Here is a 15,706-nt window from a genome sequence, read left to right on the forward strand (position 1 = left end):
GCCCCTGCCCTACTCATGGGCCATGATCCGCGCCATCTTGACCGCCGCACTTCTCCTGCTGACGGGAGCGCCTGCTCTGGCCCAGAACCATCCACTGGTCATCGCCCACCGCGGCGCCTCGGGGCTTCGGCCTGAGCACACCCGCGCGGCCTATGAATTGGCCATCGAACAGGGCGCCGACTTCATCGAGCCCGACCTGGTCATGTCCAGAGACGGCGCCTTCGTCGTCCGGCACGAGAACGAGATCGGCGGCACGACCGATGTCGCGGCCCACCCCGAGTTCGCCGACCGCAGGACGACCAGGGTCATCGACGGCGTTTCGACCACCGGCTGGTTCACCGAGGACTTCACCCTGGCCGAGCTGCGGACGCTGAAGGCCCGCGAGCGGCTGCCCGCCTTCCGCTCCGCCAACACCGCCTTCGACGGCCAGGACGGCATCCTGACCTTCGATGAGGTTGTGGCCATCGCTCGCGCCGGCTGGGCCCGCACCGGCCGGACCATTTCGGTGGCGCCGGAGCTGAAGCATCCATCGTATTTCGCGGGCATCGGCCAGCCGATGGAGGACGCTTTCTTCGCCACGCTGGAGCGGCTGGATCTGACCGGCGCCGAAGCTCCCATCCTGATCCAGTGCTTCGAGGTCGGGCCGCTGGAGCGGCTGTCCGCCCGTATCCGTTCGCCCCTGCTACAGCTCATGAGCAGCGCCGGCGGCCCTATCGACCGTCCGGACCTGACCTATGCCGTCATGGCTACGCCGGACCGACTTAAGGCCGTTCGCGCCTATGCCGGGGCCATCGGGGTCGAGACGGCGATGATCGTGCCACGCGGCGCGGACGGCGTCTCCCTGCCCGCCACTTCCCTGATCCCCGACGCCCATGCGGCGGGACTGAAAGTCGTGTCCTGGACCTTCCGCGCCGAAAACGCCTTCCTGCCGACCGAGCTGCGTCGGGGCGACGGCATCGCCGATCACGGCGACCTGTCGGGGCAGCTGCGTCAGTTCCGCGATCTGGGCGTTGACGCCGTCTTCTCGGACTTCCCCGGGATCGCGGTGGACGCCTTCAGGCCCTAACCGAGCGTCGAGATCGCCTCGACCACCTCGTCGACCACCTCGACCTGCGTCTGCCACGAGCAGACGAACCGCACCGAGCCGTCGTCGAAGCGGTAGCAGGCCCAGCCGAGGGCGTTTAGGCGGGCGTGGGCCTCCTCCGGCATGCGCACGAACACCGCATTGGCCTCGACCGGGTGGGCCAGGATGAAGGGCGAGCGGGCCTCGATGCCGTCGGCGAGGCGCTCGGCCATCAGATTGGCGTGGGCGGCGCCGTCCTCCCAAGCGTTCGACTCCAGCAGGCCGAGGAAGGGCGCGGCCAGGAAGCGGCCCTTGGACGCCGTCTGCCCGGCCTGCTTCAGCCGGTTGTCGAGACGCCGCGCCAGCGACTTGTCGAACAGGACGATGGCCTCTGTTCCGTTGGCGCCCGCCTTGGCCCCGCCGAAGACGAGGATGTCGACGCCGAGGCGCGGAATCTGGGTCAGGTCGAAGCCCGCCGCCGCCGCATTGGCCAGTCGCGCGCCGTCCAGATGCACGCCATAGCCCATCGCCTTCACCGGCTCGATCAGATGCCGCAGCTCTTCCTCGGTATAGACCGTGCCGTATTCCGTGGACTGGGTCAGGGACAGGGCGGCGGCGGGTTGGCGATGGCCGACCACCGGCTCCGACAGGGCGGCCTCGAGCGCGCCTTGGTCGATCTTGCCTGACAGGCCCGGCAGGCCGATCAGGCCGACGCCCTGGCCGAAAAATCCGGGAGCGCCGGTCTCGTCGGTACAGACGTGGGCCGCTTGGTGGGCCAGCACCGCCTCGAACGGGAAGGCCAGCATCGACAGGGCGATGGCGTTGGCCGCCGTGCCCGAAAAGACGAAGCGGATCTCGGCGTCGGCATCCAGCCTCTGGCGAATCTGGTCGGCGGCACGCGCCGTCGTTTCGTCGGTGCCATAGGCGCGGGCGAAGCCGCTGTTGGCCGCGATCACGGCCTGAAGCGCCGCCGGGGCCATGCCGGCGGTGTTGTCGGATCCGAAGTCGTAACGCATGCCCGCCCTAGCCTTCACTCTGGTCTGCGCCGCGGGTGTCCGCCGACGTCTCGTACGTGGGTTTGCCGGGCTTACGCCTCCGCGCCGCGGCTGTCTCGTCATACTCGGGCGCGCCCTCATCCGGCGTGTAGGGGACGGCGACCTGATGCGGGAACGGGATCTCGATCCGGGCGTCGTCCAGCGCCTCCTTGGCGGACTGCAGCACATCGGCCTTGGCCTGCCAGTAGTCGCCCGACAGGGTCCACGCCTGCAGCGTCACCTCGACCGAGCTGTCCAGCAGATTGGTCACCCCGGCCCAGGGCGCGGGATCGGGCAACACCTTCTCATGGGCGGCCGCCGCCTCGGTCAGGACGTCGCGCACCTGGCTGAGGTTGGCGCCGTAGCCGACGCCGATCTTCAACTCCATCCGCCGCGTGCGCTGGCCGGACAGGTTCAGGATGGTGCCGTCGAATACCTTGGAATTCGGGATCACGATCTTGACGTTGTTGGCGTCGATCAGCTGGGTCGTGAACAGGTCCAGCCGTTGCACCTTGCCGGTGTTGCTGGACAGATTGATCAGGTCGCCGACGCGATAGGGCCGCAGCACCAGCAGCATGACGCCCGCCGCCACGTTCGACAGCGTTCCCTGCAGCGCCAGACCGACGGCGAGCGACGCAGCGCCGAGGACGGCGATGATCGAGGTCGTCTGCACGCCCAGCCGCTGGAGCACGGCGATGAAGCCGATCAGGAAGACGAGCACCCGCACCACCTGCACGGCGAAGCTGAGCACCGTCGGGTCGTGGCGGAAGCCCCTCACCCGGCCGAGAGCCCGCCGTGTGCCCGCCGCCGCCCAGCGCGAGGCGAACAGTGTGGCGATCAGGATGATGATGGCGATGGTCGCGCTGACGGCGAAGTCGCCCGCCATGTCGGTCAGCTTGGCCACCATGGCGGCGTCCATGGCGACGACCTTCTGTCCGGCGGCGACGGCGTGATCGAGGGGATTGACGAGGGAGGCGGTCATGGAGCCGGGTCTAACGCCTCAGCTTCGATTTGGAACCCACGAAGGTGTTTCATTTCGCCGGTCGGCGAAGCGGTCGCGGACGGTCAGATCTCCATACGGTCGATCAGCGGGCGAGCCTTCAGGGCCTCAATGGCGCGGCCTATGCCCTCGAACACTGGACCGGCCTCTCCCTCCATTTCGGCATAGGCGCGGTCGAAGGCCCGCGCCAATCCGTCGAGCAAGGCCAACTGTTCCCTGCCCTTGTCGGTGATCTCGATCAGGACCGCGCGCTGGTCCTGCGGATCAGGCCGGCGGGTGACCAGACCCAGAGCCAACAGTTTCGGCATCTTTTGCTGAATGAGCTGGTGCGACCGATTCAGGGCGCGCACCAGATCCGAGATGGAGACCGGCCCCCGTGACGCGATGGCGCCCAGCAGGGACGCCGACTTCACGGGGATGACGAGGCCTGCGCGTCGAAACACCTCGGCCGACTGCTGCTCGATGAGGTCGCTCAGCTGTTCGCTGAGAAGACCCAGGAAGGTGCGGCTCAACTCGGTCACCTGCACGCTCCCTTCTTCAATCCAGCCGGCGATAGTTCACCGCCTCGCCAGACTTGAACACGCGCTCCAGGCCGCTCACCCGGCCATTCGCGCGCACCAGCCTGAACCGGTAGTCATCCGTTCCCTGGACCGCAAACAAATCCTCGCCGATCGGATCGAGGGCCAGAACAAAGCGGTCGCGCCAGTGATAGGCCAGACCGGTCGCCGTGCGAACCAGTATCCGCCCCTCGTAGGCGCCGGCGGCCTCATCAAGGGTCGCGGCGCTTGCCGTCTCACCAGAGAGGGCGAATTCCACCGGGACCAGAGCCCATTTCGCCTCGGCATCGCCCGCCTCGGCCCGGCTCTGCAGCAGGAATTTCTGCGCCGTCAGCAGGGCGTCCGAAGCCGGTACGGCCAGGTCAGGGGCCACGCCGACGCCTTCGAAGTCCCGCCCGTCGACCGGATCCCGGATCTGGCCGATCGGAACCTGCAGCATGAAGCGGTCGTCGATTGGCACGCTGTCGACGGGGTGGGCGCCGCCGGCGGTGCGCTCGCCGATCAGGGTCGCGCGCCCCAGTTTCTGCAGCGCGAACGCCATCCATTCCGCCGCGGAAAAGGAGGTCGATCCCGTCAGAACGACGACGGGCACATCTCCCCGCCTCTGGCCGGGCACGGCGGCCAGACTCCACTGGCTCCGCTCCACGCGAACCTCGTCCTTGTTGTAGAAATAATCGAAGAATTTCTGCTCCTTGCCTGCAGCGTAGAGGTAGCTCATCAGCAGCTGCGCCATCTCCAGAACGCCGCCGTTGTTGTAGCGAAGATCGATGATGATCCCCTTGGCGCCTTCGGTGAACCGCATGGCTCCGGTCGCGGTGTCCTGGGCGTATTGAGGATCGGCGAAGAAGTCGAACCGGATATAGGCCAGGCTGCCATCGAGCCGCCGTGCATCCCGGAAGCCGAAATTGGCCGCCCGCTCCCTGTCTCGCTCTGCCTGGGTTCCCTCTTCCCCGCTTGCCTTCGCCTCCCGATCGGCTGCGACAGCATCAGGATCGAAGGTGACTGAGAAATGCAGGTCGTCGCTCGCCTTGACCAGCCCCTGGGCGAGGCTGGCGGCGAAGGGGCGGCCTTCGACGGGCCCGGCCTGAACCCGCCTCTCCAGCTCGGCGGATATGGCGGGGACACGGTCGGGAAAGACATAGTTTTGCTGAAGCGCCGCCTCGAGCCGGGACACGACCTCCCGCTGCGCCTCCCGGTCCAGGGTCTGGGCATTGACCGTCGCCGGAGCGGCGATGACCAACGCCAACAACGGCATGAAAGCTCTCAAAGACATCGGCGATCCTAGTTTGAAATATGTTGCGCAACATATTGTATGTCTGACCGAGGTCAACGGTCTCGGGCGTCGCGTCGCGAACCGGAATGCGCTAGCCTACCCTTCGACGGAACAAGATCGGCTTGAAGCTGACACCGGTGTCACAGGGAAGGAAGCAGGATGCACAGAACATCGCTGGGCGGGCTGATGCTCGCCATGATCGTCGCCGCCGGCCAGCCGGTCCTCGCTCAGGACACCCTGGTCGGGCTGGGGCCGGTGCGCGGCTATACGGATGTCGTCTTCGACACCACAGCCGAGCGCTACGACATCCTGGTCGACGCCTCCCGGCCCGAGGACCCGGCGGCGCACCGCTATCGCACGATCCAGGCCGCCTATGCCGCCGCGCCCGAGGGTACGCGCGAACGCCCGACCGTGATCGGCCTGATGCCTGACGTCTATCAGCTGCACGGAACGGAGACCGACCCGGGACTCATCATCACCAAGGCCAACATCACACTGATGGGCCTGACCCGCGACCGGCGCAGCGTGGTCATCGCCGACAACCGCGGCAACAAACAGGGGGCGGCCAACAACGGCTTCACCATGATGGTCGACGCCGACGGCTTCTCGATGATCAATCTGACGGTCCTGAACGCCTGCAACCTCGACTACGACTACCCCGGCGATCCGTCGAAGAGCCTGACGAAGCGATCGGACGTGATCACCCAGGCGGTGGCCATCCAGATGAAGGGCGACCGCCACGTCTATGCCCATGTGGCCTTCCTCAGCCGCCTGGACACCATGTTCAACATGACCAGGCGGTCGTACTTCACCCACGCCTATCTGGAGGGCACGGACGACTATCTGGGCGCGCCGGGCGGCAGCGTCTGGGAGGATTCCGAGATCAACTTCATCGAGGGCGGCGGCATCCTGTTCGCAGGCGGCACGACCTTCATCCGCACCCGCTTCCGGGCGACGAAGCCGATGACCTTCTACAAGGTTCCCGTCGCGCCCGTGGCCCTCATCGAGTCGATCCTGCCGGACACGCCGGTCGCCTGGTTCGGCTGGGCGGCGCCGGCCGCCTCGACCGAGTCTTCGCTGACCTGGCGCACCGTGACCGACAGCGGCCGGCCCGTGGACATCCTCGACAGCGTCGTGGGCGAACCCCGCCGCACCCTGACGCACGAGCTGTCGGACACCGAGGTCCATGCCTTCAACAGCTTCAACCTGCTGCGCTGGACGCCCGAAGGCGTGGACGACGGCTGGGATCCGGCGGGGGTCCGGGCGCGCCATGAGGCCCAGCCCGCCCTGCCCTTCCGCATCAAGCTGACCAACGGCGTCTCGCGCATCCGCACGGATGATGCGCCGGTCGAAATCTCGGCGGCCGTCTATCCGCCTTCGGGCACGACCACCGTCCACTGGACCACGGATTCGCCGCTGGTCCGGCTCAGCGCGCCCGAGGGCGACGAGGTCACCATCACGGCGACGAACGCCACCGACCGGACCGAGACAGTGCCGATCCGGGTCTCGGCCGACAACGGTTTCGCCTCCACCGCCTGGATCACGGTCGATCCGGCGTATCGGCCTGCCCCGACCCTGACCCGCCAACCCGTGCTGAGGCGGACGCCGGAGGGGCTGAGGCTCGACTACGATCTGACCCTGCCCGCCGGGCGCGAGGACCGGTCGCGGATCACCTGGTTCGCCTGCCCCGACGCCGCCTGCGCGAACCCCGGCACCCTGGCCGTGACCCGTGCCGACGCGCCACTGAGGAAGCTGACGATCGGGGGCAATCTGGCCGGCCAGTCTGTCATCGCCAATATCGCGCCCGAGCACGACCTCAGCCTTCCGGGTCAGGTCTGGTCCAGCGCCCCGGTCGCCGGGCCGACCGACATCCCCACCCCCGGCGGCGCCGTCGACTTCCACAGCCTGCCGGACACCACGGTCGAACGCCGCTGGGAGGGCGAATGGAAACTGACCGGCGCCTGGACCTCCGAAGCGCCGACCGCACCGGAAGGCTCATGGGGCATGCGGGTCGGAGGCGAGGATTCGACCCTGCTCTACGTCGGTCAGCCGGAAGCGGGCGACATCGACGTCATGGTCGAGATGGACACCGACAAATACGAGGGCCAGGGCTTCGCCATCCCCGGCTCGCCGAGCGACATCCTGGACGCGACGGGCAAGCGCGGCCCCTATGCCGAGATTCTGTTCAAATACGATCCGGCGACGCGGACGGGCTATTCGCTGCGCTTCTGGCGCTCGACGCGGTCGGCGACGGCGGTGGTGTTCCAGCTTTACCGCATCGTCGATGGGCACGGGACGCCGATGGGCGAGGACCGGCTGACGGGTGTGATCAAGCCGACCACCTCCATCCGCATCCGGACGCACGGGAGCGCCGTCACGGTCACGGGATCGAACAGCAAGGACGAGGAGACGTTGGACCTGACCGGCACGATCGAGCCCAACCGCTTCGGCGGGGCGGGCTTCTTCTGGACGGCCTCACGCCCCAGCGGTTCGGTGGTGCTGAGGGCGTTTCAGGTCAACTATCCCTGAGGAGCGGTCAGTCCTTCGACAGCTCCCGCGCCCTCAGCAGGGCGGCGATGACGGCGGCCTCGACGGCCTCGTCGAGTTCATCGTTCTGGTTGAGGGCCTTGAGGCCCGCCTCGGTGGTGCCGCCGGGGGAGGCCACCCGGGCGATCAGAGCGTCGAGGGTTTCGGACGGATCCGCGGAGGCGGCGGAGCGGACCGCGCCGCGCGCCAGCTTCAGGGCGCTGTCGGGATCGAGCCCGGCCTCCTCGCCCGCCGCCGCCAAGGCGCGGGTGAAGGCGTGGACATAGGCGGGGCCCGAGCCGGCGACGGCGGTGGCGACGTCCATATGCCGCTCCTCGTCCAGATCGACGACCTCGGCCAGCGGCGCGAACAGGGTGTGGGCGACGGCGCGGGCGGCGTCATCGGCGGACCAGACGGCGGCAATGCCGGCGGCGGAGGCTACAGCGGTGGTCGGCATGACGCGAACGACCGGGCGGGGAGACAGGGCCGCGCCGATCGCGGCGGTGCGCACCCCGGCCATGACCGAGACGATGGTCGCGTCCTCCGGCAGGGCGGAAACGAGAGGCTCGACAGCGCCCCTCCAGTAGGCCGGCTTGACCGACAGGACGACGGCGCGGGCGTCAGCCAGCGCCTCGAGCGGCGGATTGACCCGCGCGCCCAGAGCCCGGGCCCGTTCGGCGACAGGCTTTTCCGACGGCGTGAGGATGATCAGTTCGGCGGGATCGACGGCCCCGGTCTTGAGCCAGCCCTCGACGATGGCCGAGCCCAGCCGGCCGCAGCCGACCAGCACCACCGGCCTGCCGTTACCGGACATCAGGCGGTGCCGACGGTCTCGAACAGGCAGGCGTCGATGGCGTCCTGCGGCTTCTTGTTGCCGCGGATCATGAAGTCGAAGGCCGGGTAGTAGCGGTCGGCGGTCTCGACGGCGGCGTCGATCATCGACGCGGCCTGGGCCAAGGTCGGACGCTCGCCGTGCGGCAGGGCCAGGGAGTGGCGGAAGACGATCTCGCCGTCCTCGGACCAGACCTCGAAATGGCCCATCCAGGTGCGCTGGTTGACCAGCGAAACCAGTTCATAGGCGGCGCCGCGGCGGGCCTTGGTGGCGCGCAGGTCGAGCGCGCAGCACAGCTGCAGGCAGTCGCCTTCCGGACGCCAGGCGAACCACAGCTCATAATCCTTCCAGTCGCCGGCGAGAGCGAAAGCCAGATCGCCGTCGTCCGTGCGATCGAACGGCAGGTTTTCAGCGTTGAGCACGTGTTCCACGACGTCCAGCGGATCGTAGGGAACATCGACCTCCTCAGGCCTCACGGCGTCCATCAATATTCCCCGATCAGCAAGAGAGAGCCCGGTCGATGGGCCGCGACCGTCGCGACTCATCGATCATGGCGGGACGGTAGACGTGTTCGCGGATTCGGCTCAACCGGCTGCGTCCGGGGCGGGAGTTCCACCTGTGGACGTTCCCGTGGCAGGCTTCCTGGCCGCCTTTTTCTCAGTGGTCGGAGCACCCTTAAGGGCCGCGACCTCGGCCCGCAGGGCGGCGATTTCAGCCTTCAGGGCGTCGAACTCGTCGCGACGGACCAGGTCCATCTCGGCGGCGACACGATCGGTCTGGGCGCGGAAGGCGGCCTTGGCCTCCTCCCCTGCCGCCTGGGCCAGGCCCATGGCTCCGGTCGTCAGCTTGGCGAATTCGTCGAGGATGGGATTGCGCGTCTGCATGGTCGTCTCCGCCCCGAGTGAATCACCCCGGGAGTCGTTAATGAGGGTTACTCGATATGGTGAACGAAACCTTTCCGTCCAAGCGACTTATAGCCTCCGCCGGGAGGAAATCGACCAGCCCCGAAGCCGCCGCGATTGAGAGGGAAGACGAACAAGGCGACGCTTGCTAAACGGCAGGCCCGAGACTCATGGAGCTGCCCCTCGTGATCTTTCCCGAGTTCGACCCGGTCCTGATTCATCTCGGCCCCCTGCCGATCCGCTGGTACGCCCTGGCCTATGTGGCGGGGATCGTCCTGGGCTGGTGGTATGCGGGCGTCCTGCTCAAGAAGGCTTCGCTGTGGTCGCCGCGTCGCGCCCCGCTGACCACGATCCAGCTGGACGACCTGATCCTGTGGGTCACCCTGGGCATCATCCTGGGGGGGCGTCTGGGCTATGCCCTGTTCTACAAGCCGGTGATGTACCTGCAGCTGTTCACCGGCCATGGCTGGGGCGAGCGGCTGGAGTTGTTCCAGCTGTGGACCGGCGGCATGTCGTTCCACGGCGGCCTTCTGGGCTGCACCATCGCCGTCGTTCTGTACGCATGGCGTAACAAGCTTCCGACGCTGAGCATCGGCGACATGGCCCTGGCGACCGCGCCGTTGGGCCTGTGCTTCGGCCGCCTGGCCAATTTCATCAACGGCGAGCTCTGGGGCCGGGAGACGACCGTCCCCTGGGCCATCCGCTTCTGCAACGCCCGTATTCAGGAAATGTACGGTGTCTGCCCCGCCGGCGACATGCCGCGCCACCCGAGCCAGCTCTATGAGGCGGGTCTGGAGGGGATCGTTCTGTTCTCCATCCTCGCCTTGGCGGTGTGGAAGTTCCGCCTTTTGGCCAAGCCCGGCTATGTCACCGGCCTGTTCATGGTGGGCTACGGCGTCATCCGCGCCTCGCTGGAGAATGTGCGCCAGCCCGACGCGGGTCTCGACCACCTGCCCTTCGGCCTGACCATGGGAATGATCCTGTCGACGCCGATGATCCTGATCGGCGCCTGGCTGATCTGGCGTGCGTGGAAGACGGCGCCGGTCCCTGCCCCCGCGGAGCCCGAACCTGAAACGGAGAAGGTCGCGGCGTGAGCCTGAAGGCCAGCCTGACGCGGGAGATCACCCTGACGGGGCCGATGACGGTCGCCGACTATGTGACCCGCTGCCTGCACGATCCTGTCGGGGGCTACTATTCCACCCGACCGGCCCTCGGCGAAGGCGGCGACTTCATCACCGCCCCCCTGATCAGCCAGATGTTCGGCGAACTGCTGGGCCTGTGGGCCGCCGAAACCTGGCACAGGCTGGGCGCGCCCGAGCGGGTGCGGCTGGTCGAGGTCGGGCCCGGCGACGGGACCCTGATGGACGACGCCCTGCGCGCCCTGCGTCTGGCGCCCGACTTCCTTCAAGCCTGCGACCTGATCCTGATCGAGCCCAGTGCGCCGCTGCGCCAGGAACAGGAACGGCGGCTGGCCGGCGCCGACATCTCGCCCCGCTGGCTTAGCTCGCTCAACCAGATCGAGACCGACGCCCCGGTCATCCTGATCGCCAACGAGGTGCTGGACTGTATGCCGGCGCGTCAGTTCGTGAAGACCGACGACGGCTGGTCGGAACGGCGGGTCGGGGTCAGCGACGACGGAGACGACATCCTGTTCGGCCTCAGCACCATCACCGGCGGCTTCGAAAAGCCGAACTACGACGTCGAGCCCGGCCAGATCGTCGAGATTTCGGACCAGCAGGCCATCTTCGGCCGCGATCTGGCGGTGCTGATGGCCGAGGCTTCGGGCGCGGCCCTGCTGATCGACTACGGCCGCGACAAGCCGGGCCCCGGCGACACCCTTCAGGCCCTGCACCGGCACGCCAGGGTCGATCCGCTGGAGCACCCGGGGGCGGCCGACCTGACCATGTGGGCCGACTTCCCGCGCGTGCTGGAGGCCGCCGTCCGCGCCGGCGCCGACGTCACCGGCTGCAAGGGCCAGGGCGAATTCCTGCGTCTTCTGGGGATCGAGGCGCGCGCCGACCGATTGATACAGGGGCGGCCCTCGGCGGAGGCGGTAATCCGCCGCCAACTGGACCGTTTGACCGCCGACGATCAGATGGGGACTTTGTTCAAGGTCGCGTCGATCTTCTCGCCGCGCAGCCTGACCGTGCCCGGATTCGAATGATGAGCGACCTGCCTTCTCCCATCACCCATCCTCTGCTGACGAAGGCCGGGGTGCGCCACGGCTTCTTCACGCGTCAGGGCGGGGTTTCCAACGGCATCTTCGAGGGGCTGAACGCCGGCCTGGGCTCCAGCGACGACGCGGTCGCCGTCGCCGAGAACCGCCGCCTTATCGCCGAGGCCATGGGCGGGACGCCCGACGACCTGGCCGCTTGCTACCAGATCCATTCCGCCATCACCCGCGTCGCCGACAGCCCGTGGAAGGGCGAGCGGCCCGAGGGCGACGCCGTTGCCAGCGCCACGCGCGGCCTGATCTGCGGCGTCCTGACCGCCGACTGCGCGCCCGTCCTCCTGGCCGACGCCGAGACGGGGGTGGTCGCGGCCGTTCACGCGGGCTGGAAGGGCGCCTTGGGCGGCGTGGTCCATTCGGCGGTCGTTGCGATGGCGTCGCTGGGCGCGCAGGCCTCGCGCACCGTCGCCGTGGTCGGCCCCTGCATCGCCCAAGCCAGCTATGAGGTCGGCGCCGATTTCGAGGCGCGCTTCGCCCATCACGACCCAGGCTCGGAACGCTTCTTCGAGATCGGCGACGCGCCCGACAAGCGTCGCTTCGACCTGCCCGGCTTCGTCCTGTGGCGGCTGGAACAGGCCGGGGTCGGCGAGGCCGCCTGGACCGGCGAAGACACCTGTGCCGACGAGATTCGCTTCTTCTCCAACCGCCGCGCCTTCCAGCGCTCGGAGCCGGACTTTGGCCGCCTGATGTCGACGATCAGTCTATAACTTTAGTTATAAAAACAGACCCAAAGCTGTGTTGGGTACACGACATTGCGTCAAAAAGGCCAATCTTTACACCGGAGGTGCAAGGTCGATGCGGGATCACCCGACACATAACTGAGTAGCAGGCCCGACCGCGACATAAACACGCGGGTAACCAATCGCGCCTTAGCTGCCCGAAGGGAAGCCTTGCCACCATGGGCTGTCCTCGGGGGAAGACATGTTTGCGCGTTCCAGAAAGATCGATGCTGAGTCGGTAGCAGCGGCTCAGGATCTCCACAGCAAGATGGCCGCCATCTCGCGGTCCCAGGCGGTGATCGAGTTCAATCTCGACGGCACCATCATCGAGGCCAATGAGAACTTCCAGTCGGCCCTCGGCTATTCGGCGTCGGAGATCGTCGGACGCCACCACAGCCTGTTCATGGACCCGGCCGAGGCCGCGACCGAAGAGTATCGCGCCTTCTGGCAGAGGCTGAGAAGCGGCCAGTTCGTCGCCCAGAAGTTCCGGCGGCTCGCCAAGGGCGGGCGCGAAATCTGGATCCAGGCCTCCTACAACCCGGTCCTCGACGCGTCCGGCAAGCCCTACAAGGTCATCAAGCTGGCGGTGGACATCACCCAGGCCGAACAGGACGCGGCCCGCAGCGAACAGGCGCGGCAAAAGGCCGAGGCGACCCAGAACGACCTGGTTGCCGCCCTCGCCAAGAGCCTGAGCCGCCTTTCGGACGGCGATCTGACCGCCCGGCTGGAAGGCGATCGGCAGGGCGCGCACAAGACCGTTCAGGACGACTACAACTCGGCCGTCGAAAGCCTCCGCGCGACCCTGGACACGGTGCTGCAGAGCATCGGCTCGATCCGCTGCGGCTCCGACGAGATTTCCGGCGCCTCCGACGACCTGGCGCGCCGAACCGAGCAACAGGCGGCGAGCCTGGAAGAAACCGCCGCCGCTCTCGACCAGATCACCGCCACGGTCCAGCGCAGCGCCTCCGGAGCCAAACAGGCCGCCGCCGCCGCCGGCAGCGCCCGGGCCGACGCCGAACACTCCGGCGAAGTGGTCCGCGAGGCTGTCGCCGCCATGGGCGAGATCCAGCGCAGTTCCAACGAGATCGGCCAGATCCTGGGCGTGATCGACGAGATCGCCTTCCAGACCAACCTCCTGGCCCTGAACGCCGGGGTCGAGGCGGCGCGCGCCGGCGACGCGGGCCGCGGCTTCGCCGTCGTCGCCTCCGAGGTCCGCGCCCTGGCTCAGCGTTCAGCGGACGCGGCCAAGGACATCAAGTCACTGATTACCGCCTCGACCGCCCAGGTCGCTCGGGGCGTGAAGCTGGTCGACGACACCGGCGCCGCCTTGACCTCCATCGCCGACCGTGTCGCCGAGGTCGACGGCCTGATCATCGAAATCGCCGGCTCGGCCCAGGAGCAGTCCACGGCCCTGGCCCAGGTCAACTCCGCCATCAACCAGATGGATCAGGTGACCCAGCAGAATGCCGCCATGGTCGAACAGGCCACCGCCGCTTCGGCCAGCCTGCGGTCGGAGGCCGGCCAGTTGGCCCAGATGGTGCAGCGGTTCAACACCGGATCGCGCTCGGTCGAGGACTTCCGCCAACCCAATCCCGTCCGCGCCGCCCAGGCCCGGATCGAGGCCTTTACCCAAGGCGGGATCCAAGGCGCTTCTCACGGTGGGACCCGCAGTAGCGCGCCGGCCCAAGCCGCCGTACACTCCCCTCCGCGCACGGCAGGGGCCACCGCCCTGAAGCCGACGAACGAGTGGCAGGAATTCTGAACATGACCGCACTGAGCGCTGACGCAGACGGGATTCTCGAGCTGATCTCGTTCGCGATCGGCGGTCAGGAATACTGTATCGACGTCCGTTCGGTGCGCGAGATTCGCGGCTGGACCCCGGCGACCCCCATCCCCCAGACGCCTGACTATATCCTCGGCGTCATCAACCTACGCGGCGCCGTCATGCCCGTGCTGGACCTGCGCTGCCGCCTCGGCGTCGGACCGACCGAGCCGTCGCCCCGCCACGTGATCGTGGTCATCGAGCACGGCTCCCGCATGGCCGGGGTCCTGGTCGACGAGGTGCAGGAAACCTTCCAGCTGCCGGCCAGCCTGCTTCAAGCCCCGCCCGAAATGGGCGGCGGAGCCGAGGCCCCGTTCGTCGACGCCATCATCCCGCTGGAAGGCCGGATGCTGTCGCGCCTGGTCATCGACGCCCTGCTGCCCGTCGGACAGACCCAGGCCGCCTGATCAGGCTACGCCTCGGCGGGGGCTTCGTCGGCGCTCTGGAAATAGGGTTCGACCACGCCCTGCAGCTTGATGGTCAGCTGGTTGCCCTTGCGGTCCACGGCCTTGCCGGCGGCCAGACGGACCCAGCCTTCCGAGACGCAGTATTCCTCGACGTTGGTCTTTTCCTCGCCCTTGAAGCGGATGCCCACGCCGCGCTGAAGCACGTCGGCGTCGTAGAATTTGCTGGCGGGATTGACCGATAGGCGGTCGGGAGGCGTGTCGGACATGGTGATGGCCTGAAGGCGAATAGGGAGGCGCGTGAATAGCCCCCCTCGCCGTCCCTGCCAACCGGCGAGTGAACCGGCCGGTTCTCCCGCGCCTACTGAACCGACTGACGCGGCGCGGTCGGGGCGCTGGCGGCGGGCGCCGAGGCGCCGGCGGCGTAGGGCTGAGGTCCTGACGCGGCGGGGGTTGCCGCCGGCTGGCGCGCGGGCGTGCGGGCCGGGGTCCGAGCGGGCGTGCGCGGACGGTTGGCCGAGGCGCGCGGGGCCTGACGCGCAGGCGTCGCGGCGGGCGTCTGGGTCGCGGGCTTGGCGGCGGCGTTGGTCGCGGGGGTCGCCGCAGAGGTCGCGGCGGGCTGTTCAGCGGCCGGTTGAGCGACCGGTTCGGCGGCGCTGGCGGCGGCGGCGCGGGCGGCCAGTTGCTGGGCCTCGAAGCGGCGCGCCAGCTTCTCGGTCAGCTCCTGGGCCTTGGCCGGCGGCATCTGGGCCATGACGGCGGCCAGGGTGCGCGGACGCATGGCGGCGGCGACCGGCAGGCGGACGTCATCGGACAGGGTGTTGAACACGGCGGCGGCCTCACGCGGGCGCATGGCCGAATAGACGGCGACCAGGCGGTCGGTCTCGGCCTTGGCCTTGGCGTCGACCTGACCCAGCATGCCCTGGATCTCGGCCTTGATGGCGGTGAGGGCCTGAACCTTGGCGTCCAGCTTCTGCTCGGCGGCGACCATCAGCGGCAGGGTGGTCGAGAAGTCGGCGTCGCGGGCGTCCAGCTCCTTGCGGCGCGTCGACAGCGACTGGATGATCCGCAGTTCGGCCGGAGAGATGCCCGCCTGCTGGGCCAGCTGTTCCGGCGTCAGGGCGCAGACGGCGGGCGGCGCCTTGGGCGCGTCCGTATTACCCGGAGCCGGAGCCACGGCGCCCGCAGCGTCCTCGGCCCAGGCCTTGGCGCCTTCGAACAGACCGGGGCCCGCGCCTACGGCGCGCACGGCGACGACGCCGCCGATGGCGATGGCGATGAGCGGCAGGAGGCGAGGAACTTTGGCCATCGTCTTACTCAGTCTTTCAAACTCGTCCCTCAAGT

At 68.3% G+C, this 15,706-nt stretch carries 16 protein-coding genes; 7 read left to right on the forward strand and 9 right to left on the reverse strand.

Annotation, left to right across the window (positions count from 1 at the left end; all coding sequences use genetic code 11):
- The first annotated feature begins 22 nt into the window (after nucleotides 1–22).
- Nucleotides 23–1,066 (forward strand): glycerophosphodiester phosphodiesterase, encoded by a 1,044-nt coding sequence (locus tag IFJ75_RS10570; protein WP_207867992.1) that lies wholly within the window; start codon nucleotides 23–25, stop codon nucleotides 1,064–1,066.
- On the opposite strand, the gene IFJ75_RS10575 is transcribed toward IFJ75_RS10570, so the two are convergent.
- From IFJ75_RS10575 to IFJ75_RS10590, 4 genes are all read right to left on the reverse strand, one after another.
- Nucleotides 1,063–2,079, reverse strand: a complete 1,017-nt coding sequence (locus IFJ75_RS10575; RefSeq protein ID WP_207867994.1) for a beta-eliminating lyase-related protein — start codon at nucleotides 2,077–2,079, stop codon at nucleotides 1,063–1,065. The two genes, IFJ75_RS10570 and IFJ75_RS10575, sit on opposite strands and share 4 nt — an antisense overlap.
- 7 nt (nucleotides 2,080–2,086) lie before the next feature.
- Nucleotides 2,087–3,079 (reverse strand): mechanosensitive ion channel family protein, encoded by a 993-nt coding sequence (locus IFJ75_RS10580; protein WP_207867996.1) that lies wholly within the window; start codon nucleotides 3,077–3,079, stop codon nucleotides 2,087–2,089.
- 83 nt (nucleotides 3,080–3,162) lie between these two features.
- Entirely contained in the window at nucleotides 3,163–3,618 is a 456-nt protein-coding gene (locus IFJ75_RS10585) for a MarR family winged helix-turn-helix transcriptional regulator (protein ID WP_207867998.1), read from the reverse strand.
- Between the two features lie 16 nt (nucleotides 3,619–3,634).
- Nucleotides 3,635–4,984 (reverse strand): S41 family peptidase, encoded by a 1,350-nt coding sequence (locus IFJ75_RS10590; RefSeq protein ID WP_225896775.1) that lies wholly within the window; start codon nucleotides 4,982–4,984, stop codon nucleotides 3,635–3,637.
- 102 nt (nucleotides 4,985–5,086) lie between these two features.
- On the opposite strand from IFJ75_RS10590, the gene IFJ75_RS10595 reads away from it, so the two are divergent.
- Nucleotides 5,087–7,456, forward strand: coding sequence for a pectinesterase family protein (locus IFJ75_RS10595; RefSeq protein ID WP_207867999.1), 2,370 nt, complete (start codon nucleotides 5,087–5,089; stop codon nucleotides 7,454–7,456).
- Nucleotides 7,457–7,463: 7 nt separating this feature from the next.
- Here the strand turns inward: IFJ75_RS10595 and IFJ75_RS10600 are convergent, their stop codons facing one another.
- The 3 genes from IFJ75_RS10600 to IFJ75_RS10610 form a co-directional block, all read right to left on the reverse strand.
- The gene (locus IFJ75_RS10600; protein WP_207868000.1) at nucleotides 7,464–8,267 is read right to left on the reverse strand and encodes a pyrroline-5-carboxylate reductase family protein; all 804 of its coding nucleotides are present in this window, start codon (nucleotides 8,265–8,267) and stop codon (nucleotides 7,464–7,466) included.
- The gene (locus IFJ75_RS10605) at nucleotides 8,267–8,770 is read right to left on the reverse strand and encodes a type III secretion system chaperone family protein (protein WP_207868002.1); all 504 of its coding nucleotides are present in this window, start codon (nucleotides 8,768–8,770) and stop codon (nucleotides 8,267–8,269) included. Before IFJ75_RS10605 ends, IFJ75_RS10600 begins: the two co-directional genes overlap by 1 nt.
- A gap of 99 nt (nucleotides 8,771–8,869) precedes the next feature.
- Nucleotides 8,870–9,169, reverse strand: coding sequence for an accessory factor UbiK family protein (locus IFJ75_RS10610; RefSeq protein ID WP_207868004.1), 300 nt, complete (start codon nucleotides 9,167–9,169; stop codon nucleotides 8,870–8,872).
- 203 nt (nucleotides 9,170–9,372) lie between these two features.
- On the opposite strand from IFJ75_RS10610, the gene lgt reads away from it, so the two are divergent.
- The 5 genes from lgt (at nucleotide 9,373) to IFJ75_RS10635 (ending at nucleotide 14,365) form a co-directional block, all read left to right on the forward strand.
- On the forward strand, nucleotides 9,373–10,281 hold the full coding sequence (gene lgt, locus IFJ75_RS10615; protein ID WP_207932572.1) for a prolipoprotein diacylglyceryl transferase: 909 nt from the start codon (nucleotides 9,373–9,375) through the stop codon (nucleotides 10,279–10,281).
- A complete protein-coding gene (locus tag IFJ75_RS10620; protein WP_225896777.1) occupies nucleotides 10,278–11,351 on the forward strand; it encodes a class I SAM-dependent methyltransferase in 1,074 nt (357 codons plus the stop codon). The genes lgt and IFJ75_RS10620 overlap by 4 nt, the downstream gene beginning before the upstream one ends.
- Nucleotides 11,351–12,124, forward strand: coding sequence for a polyphenol oxidase family protein (locus IFJ75_RS10625; protein ID WP_207868006.1), 774 nt, complete (start codon nucleotides 11,351–11,353; stop codon nucleotides 12,122–12,124). Before IFJ75_RS10620 ends, IFJ75_RS10625 begins: the two co-directional genes overlap by 1 nt.
- A gap of 280 nt (nucleotides 12,125–12,404) precedes the next feature.
- Nucleotides 12,405–13,898, forward strand: a complete 1,494-nt coding sequence (locus IFJ75_RS10630; RefSeq protein WP_207868008.1) for a methyl-accepting chemotaxis protein — start codon at nucleotides 12,405–12,407, stop codon at nucleotides 13,896–13,898.
- Nucleotides 13,899–13,900: 2 nt separating this feature from the next.
- On the forward strand, nucleotides 13,901–14,365 hold the full coding sequence (locus IFJ75_RS10635; protein WP_207868009.1) for a chemotaxis protein CheW: 465 nt from the start codon (nucleotides 13,901–13,903) through the stop codon (nucleotides 14,363–14,365).
- Between the two features lie 5 nt (nucleotides 14,366–14,370).
- Here the strand turns inward: IFJ75_RS10635 and IFJ75_RS10640 are convergent, their stop codons facing one another.
- Complete coding sequence (locus IFJ75_RS10640; protein ID WP_207868010.1) at nucleotides 14,371–14,631, reverse strand: DUF3297 family protein; 261 nt, start codon at nucleotides 14,629–14,631, stop codon at nucleotides 14,371–14,373.
- A 92-nt stretch (nucleotides 14,632–14,723) separates the two neighbouring features.
- Entirely contained in the window at nucleotides 14,724–15,671 is a 948-nt protein-coding gene (locus tag IFJ75_RS10645; protein WP_207868011.1) for a MotE family protein, read from the reverse strand.
- Nucleotides 15,672–15,706 lie beyond the last annotated feature (35 nt).

Source organism: Brevundimonas goettingensis (assembly GCF_017487405.1).
GTDB classification, from domain to species: Bacteria; Pseudomonadota; Alphaproteobacteria; order Caulobacterales; family Caulobacteraceae; genus Brevundimonas; species Brevundimonas goettingensis.